Origin of the sequence: Massilia pseudoviolaceinigra (assembly GCF_030846505.1) — a bacterium.
GTDB classification, from domain to species: Bacteria; Pseudomonadota; Gammaproteobacteria; order Burkholderiales; family Burkholderiaceae_D; genus Telluria_A; species Telluria_A violaceinigra.
The window spans coordinates 19,125-35,280 of the sequence record NZ_JAVCWL010000030.1 but is presented as its reverse complement, the minus strand read 5'-3'; the positions used below and the strand labels follow the sequence as shown (position 1 = coordinate 35,280).

Annotated in this window: 12 protein-coding genes; 9 read left to right on the top strand and 3 right to left on the bottom strand. The window is 65.8% G+C overall.

What is annotated here, in order from left to right; genetic code table 11:
• Positions 1-13 precede the first annotated feature (13 nt).
• The 6 genes from RBA40_RS25060 to RBA40_RS25035 are packed head-to-tail and all read left to right on the top strand — an operon-like array spanning position 14 to position 8,040.
• Entirely contained in the window at positions 14-1,072 is a 1,059-nt protein-coding gene (locus tag RBA40_RS25060; RefSeq protein ID WP_306650870.1) for an LLM class flavin-dependent oxidoreductase, read from the top strand.
• Positions 1,069-2,358 carry a UDP-N-acetylglucosamine 2-epimerase gene (locus RBA40_RS25055; RefSeq protein ID WP_306650868.1) on the top strand — a complete coding sequence of 430 codons (1,290 nt, stop codon included), beginning with the start codon at positions 1,069-1,071 and terminating at the stop codon, positions 2,356-2,358. The genes RBA40_RS25060 and RBA40_RS25055 overlap by 4 nt, the downstream gene beginning before the upstream one ends.
• Positions 2,359-2,416: 58 nt before the next feature.
• Complete coding sequence (locus RBA40_RS25050) at positions 2,417-4,651, top strand: TonB-dependent receptor plug domain-containing protein (protein WP_306650867.1); 2,235 nt, start codon at positions 2,417-2,419, stop codon at positions 4,649-4,651.
• A gap of 34 nt (positions 4,652-4,685) precedes the next feature.
• On the top strand, positions 4,686-5,186 hold the full coding sequence (locus tag RBA40_RS25045; protein WP_306650865.1) for a hypothetical protein: 501 nt from the start codon (positions 4,686-4,688) through the stop codon (positions 5,184-5,186).
• Positions 5,183-7,327 carry a peptidase domain-containing ABC transporter gene (locus tag RBA40_RS25040; RefSeq protein WP_306650863.1) on the top strand — a complete coding sequence of 715 codons (2,145 nt, stop codon included), beginning with the start codon at positions 5,183-5,185 and terminating at the stop codon, positions 7,325-7,327. Before RBA40_RS25045 ends, RBA40_RS25040 begins: the two co-directional genes overlap by 4 nt.
• Positions 7,324-8,040 (top strand): nucleotidyltransferase family protein, encoded by a 717-nt coding sequence (locus RBA40_RS25035; protein ID WP_306650862.1) that lies wholly within the window; start codon positions 7,324-7,326, stop codon positions 8,038-8,040. Before RBA40_RS25040 ends, RBA40_RS25035 begins: the two co-directional genes overlap by 4 nt.
• A 29-nt stretch (positions 8,041-8,069) precedes the next feature.
• On the opposite strand, the gene RBA40_RS25030 is transcribed toward RBA40_RS25035, so the two are convergent.
• Positions 8,070-8,669, bottom strand: coding sequence for a D-glycero-alpha-D-manno-heptose-1,7-bisphosphate 7-phosphatase (locus RBA40_RS25030; RefSeq protein ID WP_306650860.1), 600 nt, complete (start codon positions 8,667-8,669; stop codon positions 8,070-8,072).
• Positions 8,666-9,613, bottom strand: coding sequence for a radical SAM protein (locus RBA40_RS25025; protein ID WP_306650859.1), 948 nt, complete (start codon positions 9,611-9,613; stop codon positions 8,666-8,668). The genes RBA40_RS25030 and RBA40_RS25025 overlap by 4 nt, the downstream gene beginning before the upstream one ends.
• 446 nt (positions 9,614-10,059) lie before the next feature.
• Here RBA40_RS25025 and RBA40_RS25020 point away from each other — a divergent pair, with 446 nt between their 5' ends.
• The gene (locus RBA40_RS25020) at positions 10,060-11,958 is read left to right on the top strand and encodes a GmrSD restriction endonuclease domain-containing protein (protein ID WP_306650857.1); all 1,899 of its coding nucleotides are present in this window, start codon (positions 10,060-10,062) and stop codon (positions 11,956-11,958) included.
• Between the two features lie 105 nt (positions 11,959-12,063).
• Here the strand turns inward: RBA40_RS25020 and RBA40_RS25015 are convergent, their stop codons facing one another.
• On the bottom strand, positions 12,064-14,817 hold the full coding sequence (locus RBA40_RS25015) for a TonB-dependent receptor (RefSeq protein ID WP_306650856.1): 2,754 nt from the start codon (positions 14,815-14,817) through the stop codon (positions 12,064-12,066).
• A gap of 561 nt (positions 14,818-15,378) precedes the next feature.
• Here RBA40_RS25015 and RBA40_RS25010 point away from each other — a divergent pair.
• Complete coding sequence (locus RBA40_RS25010) at positions 15,379-15,693, top strand: YbjQ family protein (RefSeq protein WP_099877330.1); 315 nt, start codon at positions 15,379-15,381, stop codon at positions 15,691-15,693.
• Positions 15,694-15,697: 4 nt separating this feature from the next.
• A complete protein-coding gene (locus RBA40_RS25005; protein ID WP_306650854.1) occupies positions 15,698-16,153 on the top strand; it encodes a YbjQ family protein in 456 nt (151 codons plus the stop codon).
• The last annotated feature ends 3 nt before the right edge of the window (positions 16,154-16,156 follow it).

The window sequence follows — 16,156 nt, the reverse complement described above, 5'->3', positions numbered from 1 at the left end:
TGGAGTCTTTCCGATGAATGATATTGCAATCAACGATACCCTGTATGACGGTCCGGCCTTGTCGGTGCTGGACCTGGTCCCGATCACGGTCGGCCATTCGCTGGGCCAGGCGCTGCGCAACACGCGGCGCCTGGCGCAAGGCGCCGAGGCGCTGGGATTTCGGCGCTACTGGCTGGCCGAACACCACAACGCCGCCTCGTTCGCCAGTGCCGCCACCAGTGTGCTGATGGGCTATGTGGCCGAGGGCACCAGCACCATCCGCGTCGGCGCGGGCGGAATCATGCTGCCCAACCACGCGCCGCTGATGGTCGCCGAACAGTTCGGCACGCTCGAATCGCTCTATCCGGGCCGCATCGACCTGGGCGTGGGGCGCAGCGCCGGCGCCGATCCGGTGGCCGCCACGCGCCTCAAGCGCGGCGGCGAGCCGCGCCCGTTCGGCGCCATGCTCGGCGAGCTGAGCGCATATTTCGAGGAAGCCGATCCGGCTGCGGGCGTGCGCGCGGTGCCCGGCGCGGGACTGGCGCTGCCGCTCTACATTCTCGGCGGCAGTCCGGCCGCGGCCGCGTTCGCCGGCGAGCGCGGCTTGCCGTTCGCGTATGCCGGCCACCTCAAGGATGACGCGGCGCCCTCGCTGGCCGCCTACCGCAGCGCCTTCCGGCCCTCGGCCGCCCAGCGCGCGCCGTATGCGATGATGAGCATCAACGTGATCGGCGCCGACAGCGCCGCCGAAGCCGCCTGGCTGGCCACCTCGCGCCGGCGCCGGGTGCTGGGCGTGATGCGCGCGCGGCCGCTGCCGCTGCAGGCGCCCGCCGCATTCGACACCGATGGCCCGGACGCGGCCGAGCAGCAGGCGCTCGAGCTGGCCCTGGGCGCGAGCATCGAGGGCGACCATGCCGCGCTGCGCGCCGGCCTGGGCGCCATCATCGCGCGCTGCGCACCCGACGAACTCCTGATCAATACCGAAATCCACGACATCGACGCGCGCCTGCGCTCCTACGAGATCGTGGCCGAGGCACTCATGCCGCGGCGCGCGCCGCCGGCACGCACCAATTCACCCACGGAACCACGATGAAGATTCACGATCCCTCCCGCCTGCAGCAGATCGTCGCGCAGGCGCGCGAGCTGGGCCAGCCGGTGTACCTGCTGGTGATCGCCACCAAGCCCTGCTACATCAAGCTGGCCTCGCTGGTGAAGGAGTTGCGCGAGCGCGCGGTGCCGGCCCTGATGATCGACGCCGGTCAGCACTACGACGTGGTGCTCACCGGCGCGGCCCAGGAGTTCGGCTATCTGAGCGAGATCGACGTGTTCCTCGATATCCGCGGCACGATGCTCGGCCGCACCGCCGCCCTGGCCGCCCAGGTCGAGCGGCTGCACGGCTACCTGCACGCGCAGTCGGAGACGACCCGCTTCATCCCGGTGGTGTCGGGCGATACCTCGACCTCGGGCACCTTTCCCGTGTTCTGGTATCTGCAAACCGGCATCCGTTCGGTCCACGTCGAAGCCGGCTTGCGCAGCCTGTCGCCGTTCGCGCCGGGCCAGCCGGTCTCGCACGAGGCCGTGCTCGCGCAGGCGCAACTGCCATGGCGCATCGAGCCGGACGAGCCATTTCCCGAAGCGCTCGATTCACGCCTGACCTCGGTAGCGTCCTCGCTGCTGCTCGCGCCGGTGGGCCGCAACCGCGACAGCCTGCTGCGCGAGGGTTACGCGCAGGCGGCCATCCGCATGAGCGGTTCGCTCAGCGCCGACGCGGTGCGCCTGGCAGGCGCGCAGGGCGGGAGCGACCAGCTCGAGCGCCTGTATCCGGGACTGGCCGGCAAGCGCTGGCTGCGGGTCGATCTGCACCGGCGCGAAAACATGTCGCCGGCGCGCCTGAACAGCGTGGTCGATGCGCTGTGCCGGCTGGCCGGGCAGGGCCTGCCGGTCATCTTCATCCTGACCAACCAGTTCAACTTTGCCCAGGAGCGCCATCCCGAGCAGCAGTTCCGCCAGCGGCTCGAACGCAGCGGCGTGCAGTGCCACCGCTTGTGGCCCTCGTACGTGGACGTGATCGCGTTCCTGCGTTCGCCGGCCTGCCTGGCCATCTACACCGACAGCGGCGGTTTGCAGGAAGAGGCCAATATCCTCGGCGTGCCCTGCATGACGTGCCGCTATTCGACCGACCGTCCGGAAACCATCCTCGACACCCGCGGCAATCTGCTGATTCCGCCCGACAGCGCCGAGCTGGTCTACCGCGCCGTGCTGCACTGCCTGGAACAGGGGCGCAGCGGCGCATGGCGCGACCTGGGGCGGAGCCTGTACGGCGAGCATGTCGCCCGCGCCATCGTCGACCACCTGCTCGCAACGGTGTCCATTCAATAGCAGGCGCGGCCGGCGTGCGCGCCCGGTCCCGCCTTTTTACCCTCTAACCTGACTTGCCATGACGATCATTAAGTTTTCTCAATTCCTCAGCCCGCCCGTGCTGGCGGCCATGGTGCTGTGCAGCGAGGCACAGGCGCAAGACGCCCCGTCCGCGCCCGCCGCGCCGGCGCCGTCCGCGGCCGCGGCACCGGCACCGGCCAGCCCCGCCGCGCCGGTCAGCGCCGCACCCGGCCCTGTGCCGCAGGTGGAAATTGCCGCCAGCCGCAACGATGACCGCCGCCAGTCCAGTACCTTCCGCCAGGTTCTCGGCACGGCCGACCTGGTGCGCTATGGCGATGGCAGCGTGCTCGACGTGCTGCGGCGCCAGCCCGGGATCGTCGTCAGCGGCGTGCCGGGACGCAAAGGTGGCGAACTGAGCATGCGCGGGCTGGGCAGTGGCTATGTGCGCATCCTGCTCAACGGCGATCCGGCGCCGCCAAATTTTTTGCTCGATAATCTTTCTCCCGATGTGGTCGAACGCATCGAGATCATGACGGTGCCCACGGTCGAGATGGGAACCCAGGCCATCGCGGGAACCATCAATATCATCCTCAAGCGCAGCAGCGGCAAACGCCAGCTGCAGCTGCGCGCCGGCGTGTTTCACGACAACGACCGCACCAAGCCCCAGGTCTCCGCCACCTACGGCGACCAGGATGAGTCGCTGGCGTGGCTGGTGACGGCGTCGGCGCGCCGCATGAGCGCCGACGAACCCTTCCTGACCCGCACCGACGGCGGCGGCGAGGACGGGCCCATCCTGCGTCACCTGGAGCAGTACAACGAGGATCGGGGCTGGAACTGGAGCATCGCCCCGCGCATCACCAAAAAGCTCGGCGGCGACGATACGCTGACCTGGCAAAGCTATGTCGCCGGCATCGTCTACGACAGCGCCGGCTACGGGCGCACCACGTTCGTGCAGGGGCCGCCGACGGCGCTGGCCAATGAAGACTACACCAGCGAGGGTTCCTCGCTGACGGTACGCAACAACCTGACCTGGCTGAGCACCCTGAGCAGCACCAGCAAGCTGGAGGCGAAGGCGGGCGCGACCCTGGTCCGCTCGGACAGTTCGAGCGGGGTCGATTATGTCGACGGCCACAGGCGCGTGCTGAACCGCCAGGATCTCGCGCGCGACAACCGCAACCGCAGCCTGAGCGCGTCGGCCAAGCTGCGCAACGCCTACATGGACAAGCATGCCTTCGTCAGCGGCATCGAGGTCCAGCATGACCGCGACGAGCTCGACCGTAGCGACGTGATCGATGCGCTGTCGCGGCTCGACCGGACCGGCAACAGTTTCCGGGTCGATAGCCGTCGCCACGCCCTGTATGCCCAGGATGAATGGGATATCGCGGCGCGCGTCGCGCTCTACCTCGGCTTGCGCTGGGAGCGCGTGTCCCTGCACAGCGAGAACAATCTGGGGCGCAAGGTCGATTACGCCAAGGCGATGCTGAGCCCGGTATTGCAGACGGTCTGGCGCCTGCCCGACACCAAGTCCGACCAGCTGCGCCTGGGCCTGGCGCGGACCTGGCGCATGCCGCAGGCCGACAGCCTGATCGCCGGGCGCACCGTGTCGGTGAACAATACGGTGACCCGGCCCGACAGCGGCGGCAACCCGAACCTGCGGCCCGAACGGGCGCTGGGATTGGACCTGGCGTACGAACACTATCTGAGCCAGGATGGCCTGGTCAGCGTGGGCCTGTTCGCGCGCCGCATCGACGATGTGACCCTGACCCAGACCGTGCGCGAGGATGGCCGCTGGCTGGCCCGTCCCACCAACAGCGGGCGCGCGCTGGCGCGCGGTATCACGCTCGAGACCAAGTTCAAGCTGCCGCAGCTGGTCGGCGGGGCGCCCGCGGTCGAGCTGCGCGGCTCGCTCTCGCGCACCTGGTCGTCGGTCGACGCGGTGCCGGGGCCGGACAACCGGATCGGCACCCAGGCGCCGCTGTCGATCAATGTGGGGGGCGACTACAGCTTCAAGTCGGCACCGATCTCGGCCGGCGCGACGGTCGGCTATATCCGCAACGGCAGCGTGCGCCTGTCGCGCTTCGAAACCTCCGCCGAGACCAATAAACGCGTGCTCGAAGGCTATCTCCTGTGGAAAATCCAGCCCAAAATGCAACTGCGCCTGAGCGGATCGAACCTTTTGCATGAAGACGATGTCAAGCGCTCGAGCTATGATGGCGATACCTTATGGCAAACCAAGACGGTGACGTCCCCCACCTACACGGTGCTGCGGGCGATTCTTGAACTGAAATTCTGAGCCGCGCCGCGCAGGCGGCCGATTCGCAGGAGTAATGATGTTGGATATGTACCGCCAGGAAGCCACGGCGGCCAGGCAGGAAAGCGCGTATGGCGCCATGCTCGAGCTGCGGCCGTTCCTGTTCAAAGGGGCGTCGCTGCTGGTGGTGACGCTGGCGGTGTTGCTGATGGCCTCGCTGATGCTGGGGCGCGCCGCCAGGATCGTGCAGGTGCCGGCCGTGGCGCTGGCCGGGGAACCGATGGCGCCGCACGCGGTCCGGCTGGCGCTGGCCGGACCGGCGCCGGTGCTCAGGCCAGGCCAGCAGGCGCTGCTGCGCCGCGCCGGGGCGCCGGCGCTGGCCTTGCCGGGCAGCGTGGCCCGCTTCGAGGCCGGCACGCCGGTGCGCGTGCTCTTTAGCACCGACGCGGCCCATGCGGCGCAGCTGGCGGACATGCTGCGGGGCGGGGCCGAGCTGCGCCTCGAACTGCCGCTGCCGGCGCAAACCTTCGGCCAGTGGCTGTTCGGCGTGGCGCTGCAGCGCGGCGGCAAGCGGTGAGCCGCTGGCGCACGCTGTCCGGGCGCCTGCGCGCGCCCGCGCCGGTCCTTGTGTTGCAGTCCGAGGCGGCCGAATGCGGCATCGCCTGCCTGGCGATGGTGGCCAGCTTTCATGGCTGCCAGATCGACCTGGGCACCCTGCGGCGGCGCTATTCGCCGTCGCCCAAGGGCATGCGGCTGGTCGAGCTGATGGACATCGCGGAACAGCTGGCGCTGTCGGCGCGCGCCGTCAAACTCAATCTTGCCGCGCTCGACCTGCTGCAACTGCCCGCCATCCTGCACTGGGACTTCAACCATTTCGTGGTGCTCACCAAGGTCGGCAAGGACAGCGCCGAAATTTTCGATCCCGCGCGCGGGCGCCGCACGCTGGCGCTGTCGGAACTGTCGCTGCACTTTACCGGCGTGGCCATGGAAACGCGGCCCATGCCGCACTTCCAGGCGCGGCGCGAGCGGCGCACGATCGGATTCCGGCAACTGCTGGGGCGGGTGACCGGCTTGCGCCGCCAGGCGCTGCGCATCGTGGCGCTCTCGCTCGTGCTCGAACTGTTCAGCGTGCTGGCGCCGCTGTTCATGCAGCTGGTCATCGATCACGCGGTGCTGGCACGCGACACCACGCTGGTGCTGCAGCTGGCCCAGGCCTTCTTCCTGCTGCTGCTGGCCCAGGTGGCCATTTCCGCGTCGCGCAGCTGGCTGATGACCTACCTGGGGACCCACCTCAATCTGCGCCTGATCGGCAACCTGTTCCATCACCTGCTGCGCCTGCCCATCGAATTTTTCGAGCGCCGCCACCTGGGCGACATCGCGTCGCGCTTCGATTCGCTCAATACGATCCAGCGCACGCTCACCAACGGCTTCCTGGCCGCCATCCTCGACGGCGCGATGGCGCTGGTGACGCTGGCGATGATGTTCTTTTACAGCGCCACGCTGTCGTGCGTGGTGCTGGCCGCGGCGGCCATCTATGTCGTGCTGCGCATCAAGCTGTACCGCGCGTACCGGATGTCGACCCAGGAACAGATCGTGTGCGCCGCCCGGCAGCAGAGCCAGTTCCTGGAATCGGTGCGCGGCATCCAGAGCATCAAGCTGTTCGGGCGCGAGCAGGCCCGCGGCAGCACCTGGCTCAACTCGGTCGTCGCGACCTTCAACGCCAGCTTGCGCACCCAGCGCGTGAGCGTCAGCTTTCAACTGCTCAACACCCTGTTGTTCGGGATCGAAAACATTGTCGTCATCAGCGCCGGCGCCACCGCGGTCATCAATGGCGCCATGTCGGTGGGGATGCTGTTTGCCTTCCTCTCGTACAAGCTGCAGTTTGTCAGCCGGCTCGGCAGCCTGGTCGACAAGGTGACCGATTATTCGATGCTGGGGCTGCACCGCGAGCGGGTGGCGGACATTGCCCTGACCGATGCCGAAAAGACCGATGGTGACCCGGCGCGGGAAGGCGCGTTTGAGGCGGGCATCGAACTGGTCGATGTCGGCTTTCGCTACTCGCCGGCGGAGGAACCGGTGCTGCGCCACGTGAACCTGCGCATCGCGCCGGGCGAGTGCGTGGCCATCACCGGGCCGTCCGGCTGCGGCAAGACCACCCTGATGAAGATCATGCTGGGCTTGCTGCAGCCGACCGAAGGCCAGGTGCTGGTCGGCGGCGTGCCCTTGCAGCGCATCGGCCTGAAGACCTGGCGCCGCTCGATCGGTTCGGTGATGCAGGACGATACCCTGTTCGCCGGCTCGATTGCCGAGAACATCAGCTTTTTCGACAGCGACGTGAACCCCGGCGCCATTGCCGAAGCCGCCGTGATGGCCGACATCGACGGCGACATTGCGAAAATGCCGATGGGCTACGATACCTTGATCGGCGACATGGGCAGCCTGCTTTCGGGCGGGCAGCGGCAGCGCCTGCTGATGGCGCGCGCCCTGTACCGCAAGCCCAGGCTGCTGTTTCTCGACGAAGCGACCAGCCATCTGGACGCCGGGCGCGAGCAGACGGTCAACCGGGCGATCCGGGCCCTGCCGCTGACGCGCGTCATTATTGCGCACCGGGCCGAAACGATCCGGATGGCCGACCGCGTGATCAACTTCCCCCTGGCGGCGGACGATGCCGGGCAGGCCGGCGCGCCCATGGCGCCGGCGGCGGGCGGCGCCGCATGATGGCGCTGCCGCGGGTGCTGATCCTGGCGGGCGGCAAGGGCACGCGGCTCGGCCCGCTGCTGGGAGGCCTGCCCAAGCCGATGGCGATGGTCGGCGGACGGCCGTTTCTCGCGCACCTGATCGAGCGGCTCGACGCGGCCGGATTGACCGACGTGACCTTGTCGCTGGGATACCAGGCCGACTGCATCATCGGCCACTTCGGCCAGCGCCATGGCGGCGTGACGCTGCGCCATGTGACCGAGCCGAGCGCGCTGGGCACCGGCGGGGCGATCGCCCTGGCCCTGGCGGGGCAGGGCGACGCGCCATGGCTGGTGATGAACGGCGATACCTGCTTCGACATCGATTACCACGCCTTTATCGCTTGCTGGCGCGCGCGCCCGGCGCACCTGGCCATGGCGCTGACCGAACTGTCCGATTGCTCGCGCTACGGCAGGGTCGTGGTGCGCGCCGGGCAAGTGATCGACTTCGCCGAAAAGCAGCCCGGCGCGGCAGGGCTGATCAATGCCGGCCTGTACCTGCTGACCGAGAATATGTTGCGCCCGTTCGCGCTGCCGCCGCACTATTCCTTCGAGACGGAACTGCTGCAGGCGCACTGCGCGGCGCTGCAGCCGAGTGCCTTTATCGCGGACGGCTATTTTATCGACATCGGCGTGCCGGACGATCTCGAACGGGCGCGCCGTCATATGCCGCTGCGCGCGCCCGGTCCGGGCTGAGGCGGGGAAGGCGCGCCATGCCGGCGCCGTCAGCGCGCGTGCGCAAGCATATGGCGCGCGGCCTGGCCGAGGTCCGGGTACAGGGGGTGGGCATGCTTGCCCGCGCCATCCGGTCCGATCATGAGGCTGCGCACGCCGGCGCCATGGCCGGCCAGCATGTCGCTCTCCTGGTCGCCAAGCATGAAGCAGCGCGCCGGGTCCAGCTCCCATTTTTCGATGGCGTGCAGCAGCATGCCGGGCTGCGGCTTGCGGCAGGCGCACGCGATGGCGTAGGGCGCCAGCGTACCGTCGCGGTGGTGAGGGCAGCAATACAGGGCGTCGAGGTGCACGTCCTGGCGGGCGAATTGCGCGAGCAGGGCGTCGTGAATCTGCGCCAGGCGGGCGACGGTAAACAGGGCGCGCGCCACGCCGCTCTGGTTGGTCACCATGATCAGGCGAAAGTGCGGCGCCAGTGCGCGCAATGCCCCGATGACGCCGGGCAGGATCTCGATGCCCGCCACTTCCGACAAATAGTGCTTGTCCCTGATCAGGACCCCATCGCGATCGAGGAAGACCGCCTGCCTGAGGCCGCCGCGCTGCGGCTGGGTGCCGAAGGCGGTCACGTGGTGGATCGCCGGCGTGATCGTCACGGCGCTGCGGCCTCTGGCTGGCCGTCCTCGGGCGCGGCCGCGGCGCCGGCGGGCGCCAGCAGGCCGGCGAGTTCGGCGCGCGCGCGCGGACTCAGCAGCGTGGGGGCGAAATGCACGATCCGTGACGCCTCTTCGATGGCGGCTTTTTTGCTTTGCAGCAGATGGGGGAAGCTGGCGCCGTCCGAACCGAGGCACCATTTGCATGCTTCAAGGGGATCATCGCGTTGCAGGTAGCGCAGCAGGTCGCCGAACAGATCGGGATTGTCGCGCATCATGACGCCGTCGGCCGGGCGGTTGTCCACCAGTTGGCCGCAGCTGCCCAGGCGTTCGCCCAGGATCGGGCTGCGCGGGCACATGTAGTAGCGGCCCTCGGCAAAGGTGTGGCAGCTCCACTCGGCGCGCGGCTTGCAGCGGTTGTAAATTTGCTGCACCAGGGCCGGATCGTCCAGCGGCACGCTCAAGTGGGTTTCCTGGAACGTGGCATACGCACTGATCGCGAAGGTGAAGCCGAATTGCTGCGCCTTGCGCTCGAGGTCGTCGCGGGTGTAGCGCAGGCGCACGCGCGGATAATGGCTGACCTCGATGGAATCGACGTTGCTGAAGAAGTCGTCGGACATGTTTTCCAGGCCGACGCCATTGGTGGTAACGCACACGTACTTGGCCACGCCGCTGGCCTTGGCCAGTTTCAGCAGTTCCACAAGGTCCGGATGCAGCAAGGGTTCGCCGCCCACCAGAAGCAGTTTGTGCACGCGCGCGGCGCTGCCGAGCGCCGCCAGGTCGCGCGCGAACTCCTCGGGGGAGAGCATCTTGGCAGGGCGGGCCGGAGAGCCGTGCACGCACCCTTTGCACGTGAGGTTGCAGTTGAAGGCGACCTGGACTTCCACCTTGCGCAAATAGATCAGCTGATCCTTGATCACATAGTTCAGCGCCGCAGTGTCGTTCATCGTTTTCGTTTCCTTGAGCAGGCCAGCGGACGCGCGGGCGCGGCGCGTATTGCGGCAACCGTCTACTCTAGCATGCGCGGTAACTTTAAAAAAGGGAAAACATTGGCGAATATGCATTGTTGGCGTGCCGGAATGGATATCCCGGTTCACTGCGGATTCGGGATCTACCGGCCCCGCCGGCGCCACTATCCCGAGGGGATGCCCGGTTACCTGGTCACTGGCGTTCCCGGCAAGTCTATCCGATCCCCGCCGGGCCGTGACAGCATGCAGGTTTCGGCACGGCGGCACCTGACCGCGGCGAACGTGATTGAGGGTCGCGATTCGATGTTGATTTAAGGTATTGCCTATGCGAGAATGTTTATCTGTGGAAATATTACGCAGGTGGTACGACCCGGTCCGCATGGGCATTCCCCGCTAAAAAATCGAAGCCACTTTCAACAAGATGAATGAACGCGCAACCGAACGTTGCCGAGAAAGCGCCCCGCATGTTTGATACCACAAAAGACGATTTGAAAGACATTCTGCGCAAAGTCCAGGAGGGCAAGCTGCAGCTTCCCGACTTCCAGCGCGACTATGTATGGGGCGACAACGATGTGCGTAGCCTGATCGCCTCGATCGCAAAGGGGTTTCCGGTGGGTGCGCTGCTGACCCTGGAAACAGGCGGCGAAGTGCAGTTCACGCCACGCTTGCTGGAGGGCGTCGTGCCCAAGGAGGTTCGCGCGGAAGAACTCTTGCTGGATGGACAGCAGCGCATGACCTCGCTCTTTCAGGCCACGTTTGCAAAAGCGCCCGTGCGCACCAAGACCGCCCAGGGCAAGCTCGTCGAGCGCCTGTATTACATCGATATCAAAAAATCCATCGGCAGTCTGGCCGATCTGGAAGATGCCATTATCGGCGTTCCGGCCGACAGGATCGTTCGTTCAAATTTTGGTAAAACGGTCGATCTCGATGTCTCGACCCAGGCGCTGGAGTTCGAGCAGGACCTGTTTCCGCTGAATCAGGTTTTTGAAAGCCGCAACTGGTTTTATGACTGGCGCGACTATTGGAAAGCACAGGGGCGCGATGTCTCCGGTCTCGATACGGCGTTCGTACGCAGTATTGTCGAATCCATCGAGCGCTACAAAATGCCCATCATCAGACTCGACAAGAGCAACCAGCGCGAGGCCATCTGCCTGGTGTTTGAAAAGGTCAACGTCGGTGGCAAGAAACTCGATGCGTTCGAACTCGTCACCGCGATCTATGCGGCCGACGAGTTCGACCTTCGCGCAGACTGGAATGGCGTAAAGCAGTCGGCGACACCGGGCCGGCGGGCGCGCATGATCGGCTCGCCGAATCCGCGCGATGTACTTTCCCAGGTCGCCAGCACGGATTTTTTGCAGGCGTGTACCCTGCTGCACACGCGCCAGGCACGCATCGACAGCGCCGCCAGGGGCACCAAGGATGGCGATTTGCCGCAGATATCCTGCAAGCGCGACGCGCTGCTGGGATTGCCATTGCAGGGGTTTAAAAACCACGCCGACGCGGTCGAAAAGGGCTTTATCGAAGCAGGCATTTTTCTCAACGAACTGAAGATCATTTGGCATAAGGACGTTTCTTATCCGCCCTTGATCGTCGGACTGGCGGCCGTGTTCGCCATTCTTGGGAAGAAGGCCGGCACCGCCAAAGCCAAGCAGCAGCTGGCACAGTGGTTCTGGTCGGTGACCCTCGGAGAACTGTTCGGATCGAGCACCGAGTCGCGTCTGGCCCGTGACGTGCCGGAACTGGCGGACTGGATAGCGCACGACGGGGCGATGCCGCGCTCGTTGAATGAAGCCATGTTCCAGGAAATACGGCTGCGATCGTTGCGGTCGCGGCAATCCGCGGCCTACAAGGGCTTGCATGCCTTGATGATGCGCCACGGCTGCAGAGACTTCATCAGCGGCCGGCCCACGGATGTGATGACTTTCTTCAACGACGATATCGACATTCATCATGTCTTCCCTCAAGCCTGGTGCAAGAAGCAGGGAATTGACAAAGAGGTGTTCGATTCGATCATCAATAAAACGCCCTTATCCAAACTGTCGAATATGTCGGTCGGCGGGGATGCGCCTTCCGTGTACCTGAAGCGCATCGAAACCAGCACAGGACTGTCCAGCGCGGATCTTGACGAGATTTTGCGCACGCATCTGCTGGAACCCGAGCACTTGCGCTGTGACGATTTCGCCGCATTCTACGCGGCACGCAGCCAGGCACTAGCCAGGCTGGTTGCCGGCGCCATGCAGAAAGAGGTGATCCTGAGCACCGGCGCCAACGAGGCTGAAAGCGAAGCAGCCGAACCGGAAGACGCGCCTGGAGCAGGTAACTAACGCCAGGAAGCGCGGGCCGCCATGGCGAAGGCTGCCAGAGACGAAAAACGCTCACTATCCGGACGGACGGTGAGCGTTTTTCCTTGGGCGTGCGGACGCGGCTTTTTAGCGGAACGCGTAATTTACGCTCGCATACAAGCGCCGCCCGCGCGGGTCGGTGTAGGTCGGATCGTAGCCGGAAATGAAGAAGTTGGCCTGGTTCGAGTAGGGCGGCGCCTTGTCGAACATATTCTGCACGCCGGCGCGCAGTTTCAGGTTCTTGCTCCATCGGTAGGATAGCGACATGTCCCACAGCGAGTACGCTTTCACGCGGTTGGGCGCGACCACGCTGCCGTCGTCGATGTTGATGGCCGAGTTCTGGTCGTCGTAGGATGCCGAAAAGGTGTTCGACAAGGTCGCCGACAGCGGGCCCTGTTCCCAGTCCATGCTGACCGTGTGGCGCCAGCGCTGCACCACGCCGTCGGTAACGAACTTGCCCAGGTTGCTGATGTAGGCGTCGCCGGGGCTGGTCTGGATGCTTGAATCGAGCACGTAGGTGCCGTTCAGGCGCGCGCCGAAGCGGCCCATGCCGGTGTTGACGCTGCGCAGGTTGACCACCAGGTCCAGGCCGCTGGCAAGCTGGGCGCCGCGGTTTTCCTTGTGCAGCTCGATGTAGTCGATGTCGCCGTCTTCATCGCGGTGCACCAGGTTGCCGTATTTGCCCAGGTTGCCGAGGATGATGTCGTCGCCGATCTCGCTGATCAGATCGGTGCGCTTGATCTTCCAGTAGTCCAGGCTGGCGTTCCAGTGCTTGCTCGGCTCGACCACCAGGCCGGCCGAGAACTGGCGGCTGCTTTCCGGTTTCAGGTTCACATTGCTGTAGCGCCGCGTATCCCAGGCGTCGGCGCAGTCGGCGTAATTGTTCTCGACGGTGGCGCAGTAGACCGGGTCGGGCAGGATGGCGGTGAGACCGTAGACGGTCGGGCGGTACAGGTCGGACATCGATGGCGCGCGGAAGCCCTTGCCGGCCGAGGCGCGCACCGTGAGCGCCTTGTTCGGGGTGTAGGCCATGCCGATTTTCGGACTCAGGGCGCCGCCGACCTGCTGGTAGCGGTCGTAGCGGGCCGAGAGCTGGCCCTGCCACTCCTTGGTGAACGGCGCCAGCAGTTCGCCGAACACGGCGTACACCTTGCGCTGGTCGCTGGTCGCTCTGCCGCCTTCGGGCGCGGCATCGTTGTTGATGTTGTTACTCATCAGCAATGCCGATGGGCGGAAATCGGTGCGCTCGCGGCGCGCTTCGGCGCCCACCGCCACGCCAAGCTCGCCCCCGGCCAGGGTCATGAGTGAGCGCGAGGCCTTGAAGTCGAGCGAATCCATGGTGCCGCGCGCGCGCCGCACCACATCGTTGACCTGGATGCTGTTAAGTAGCGCCACGCCTTCGGCGCTGGACGGACCGAACGGATTGATCCTGCCGTCGGCGATGCCGGCCATCAGCTGGTCGCTCAGCACGTAGCCGTGCGTGTCCTTGTCCTTGACCGTGTTCACGCTGCGGTTGTAGCCAGCGTCGTAATCCCAGCCGGCCGCGACGCCGGAAACGCCCACCACGTAGCGCTGGCTTTCGCTGGTCAGTTCGCTGGTGCGCATGCCGGCTTCGTTCAGGCGCATGCGCAGCTGGATTTCGCCGGGGATGTCGTCATCGAGCTGGTCCAGGCCGGTATTGGCCAGGGCCGGAATCTTGCGGTAATCGATGTAGCCGATCACGCGCGCCGACGAGCCGACATAGTTGGTGCGCGAGCGGCTCAGCGCCATTTCGGCATACGCCTGGGTGTCGGCGCCGAGCTTGATCACCCCGCGGCTGAGAAGGTTCTGCTTGGTCGACTTCGGATACAGCTCGGTGTCGCCCATGTAGTCGTAGGTGCAGGCATCGACCCCGCCGGTGCCATCGGGCAGGTACAGATTGGCCGGCGGCGCGCAGGCCGGGATCGACAGGTTGATCTGGCGGTTGGTGATCGGCCGGCCGTTGAGCAGGAAGCCGGTTTCCTGCAGGTGGTCGCGCTGCGCCGGGGTCAGGCGGATATTCGCCGGGCTGGTAAAGCTCGACAGCAGATGGCCGAGCCGCTGCGGTATCTTCAGCTCGCTCACGAACTTGCGCTGCGACGTGTTGAGGCGCTCGGTGCCCTGCACGTCGAGCACGGCGAAGACGTTGTAGCCATCCTTTTCCAGCTCGCCCGTGCCCAGGCTCAGGGTGGCGGCGCGCTTGCCGGCGCCGCCTTCCCTGGTGCCGAGCGCGTAGGCGTTCGCTTCCACCCCGCGGAAATCCTTGCGCGTGATGAAGTTGATTACGCCGCCGACCGCGTCGGTGCCGTACAGGGCCGAGGCGCCGTCGAGCAGCACTTCGACGCGGGCGATGGCGGCCGCGGGGATGTTGTTCAGGTCGACGCCGGTATCGTCGCCGGGCGAGGCGAAGTTGGCCATGCGGCGGCCGTTGAGCAGCACCAGGGTGGACGAGGTGCCGATGCCGCGCAGGTTGGCGCTGTTGAAGCCGCGCTGGTCGCCCCCGACGTTGATGCTGGCGCCGTCGGTCAGGCCGCCCACGTTGGACGAAATGCGCGCCATCAGTTCGGCGGCGGTGGTTACGCCGGCTTTTTCAATCTCTTCGCGCGTGACGATCTGCACCGGCAGCGGGGTGTCGGTTTCAATGCGCTTGATGGCCGAACCGGTGATCTCCACCTTCGGCATCGGCGCGTCGCTTACCTGGGCCGAGGCGGCACCATGGGCCAGCAGGCCGGCGGCGGCGCCCGCGTGGAGCGCCAGCCGGACGGCGCGCGTCAGGCGCGAAACGGGGAGGGGATGACAATACTGGCGATAGGGCTTGCGCATGCTGGAGGCTCCGTGGGGATAAGGGGATTGCGGTGCAGGCGGGTGGACAGGCGCCGGCCGGCCGGGTCAGGGCAGGCGCGCTCGCGCGGGCGGACGGTGTCCGGCCTCTGCGTCAACGGTGCGGCTGCCATGGCGGCGGCACCTGCACGGCGCCGGGCGCCTGGGCAGGCCCGGCTGGCAGCTTGTCTGGGTAAATAATGTATGCTGTTTTCCCTGTCTGACACGCATGTAAGTTTTTAACAAGTTTTCCACTTTACGCACAACGTGCCGAAAGCTCAATAGTTTCCTGTGCCAGCCGGCGCCACCATGGCCCGCGAGCGCGCCAGCGGGGTGAGGCTGGCGCGGCGGACAGAAGGCGCAAGCCCAGCAACGGCGGTGCATGTGGTTGGCATAAGGCTATGCGCCGCGGATGCGGAAATGCGATCGTTAGCTCATCGATACTGTTGTGTTTTTGCCCGGGGCGCTGTGGGCGAAGGTAGGCATGGAGCTCGGAAAAGCTTTGGGATTGGCAAGTTTGCAACTATAATTGATCTCCATCCAAAGTAGCAAGAAAGTTAATTTATGTTAATGACGAACATCGAAACCATTCCGGGCAAGTCCATCATCACTTGCCACGGCGTTGTGTCGGGCAGCACGGTGCGGGCCAAGCACGTTGGGCGCGACATCATGGCCGGCCTGAAAAATATCGTCGGCGGCGAGCTCAAGGGCTACACCGAGCTGCTCAATGAATCGCGCGACAGCGCAATCGAACGCATGCAGGCGCAGGCGACCCAGATGGGCGCGAATGCCATCGTCAACGTGCGCTTCTCGACCTCGTCCGTTGCTGCCGGCGCCGCGGAAATCTATGTGTACGGCACCGCCGTCACCGTGGGCTGAGACGATGTTTGAATTAGCCATCATGGGAATGTGGCTGGGGCTGGTCGTGATCGGCTATTTCTGCGGCCGTGCCGCCGAAGCCAAGCACTACCGCTCCATCCACAGCCGCGAAAAAGCCTGGCTGCATCTGCCGTCGACCTCGCTTAAGACCTTGCTCGATCCGGCCCGTCCGGTCGAACGCAGCGAGCTGGTGTATGGCAACGTGGTCGTCTCGATCGATTACTTCAAGCAGGCCGTGGCCGGCTTGCGCTCGTTCATCGGCGGTGCGGTCAAGTCGCACGAAACGCTGATCGACCGTGCCCGCCGTGAAGCGGTGCTGCGGCTGAAGGAAAGCTGCCCCGGCGCGCACGAGATCGTCAACCTGCGCCTGGAAGCGATGTCGATTTCGGGCAAGACCCCGGGCAGCGTCACCTCGGTCGAAGTGCTGGCCTACGGTACCGCCATCTATTTCGCCAAGTAAAAG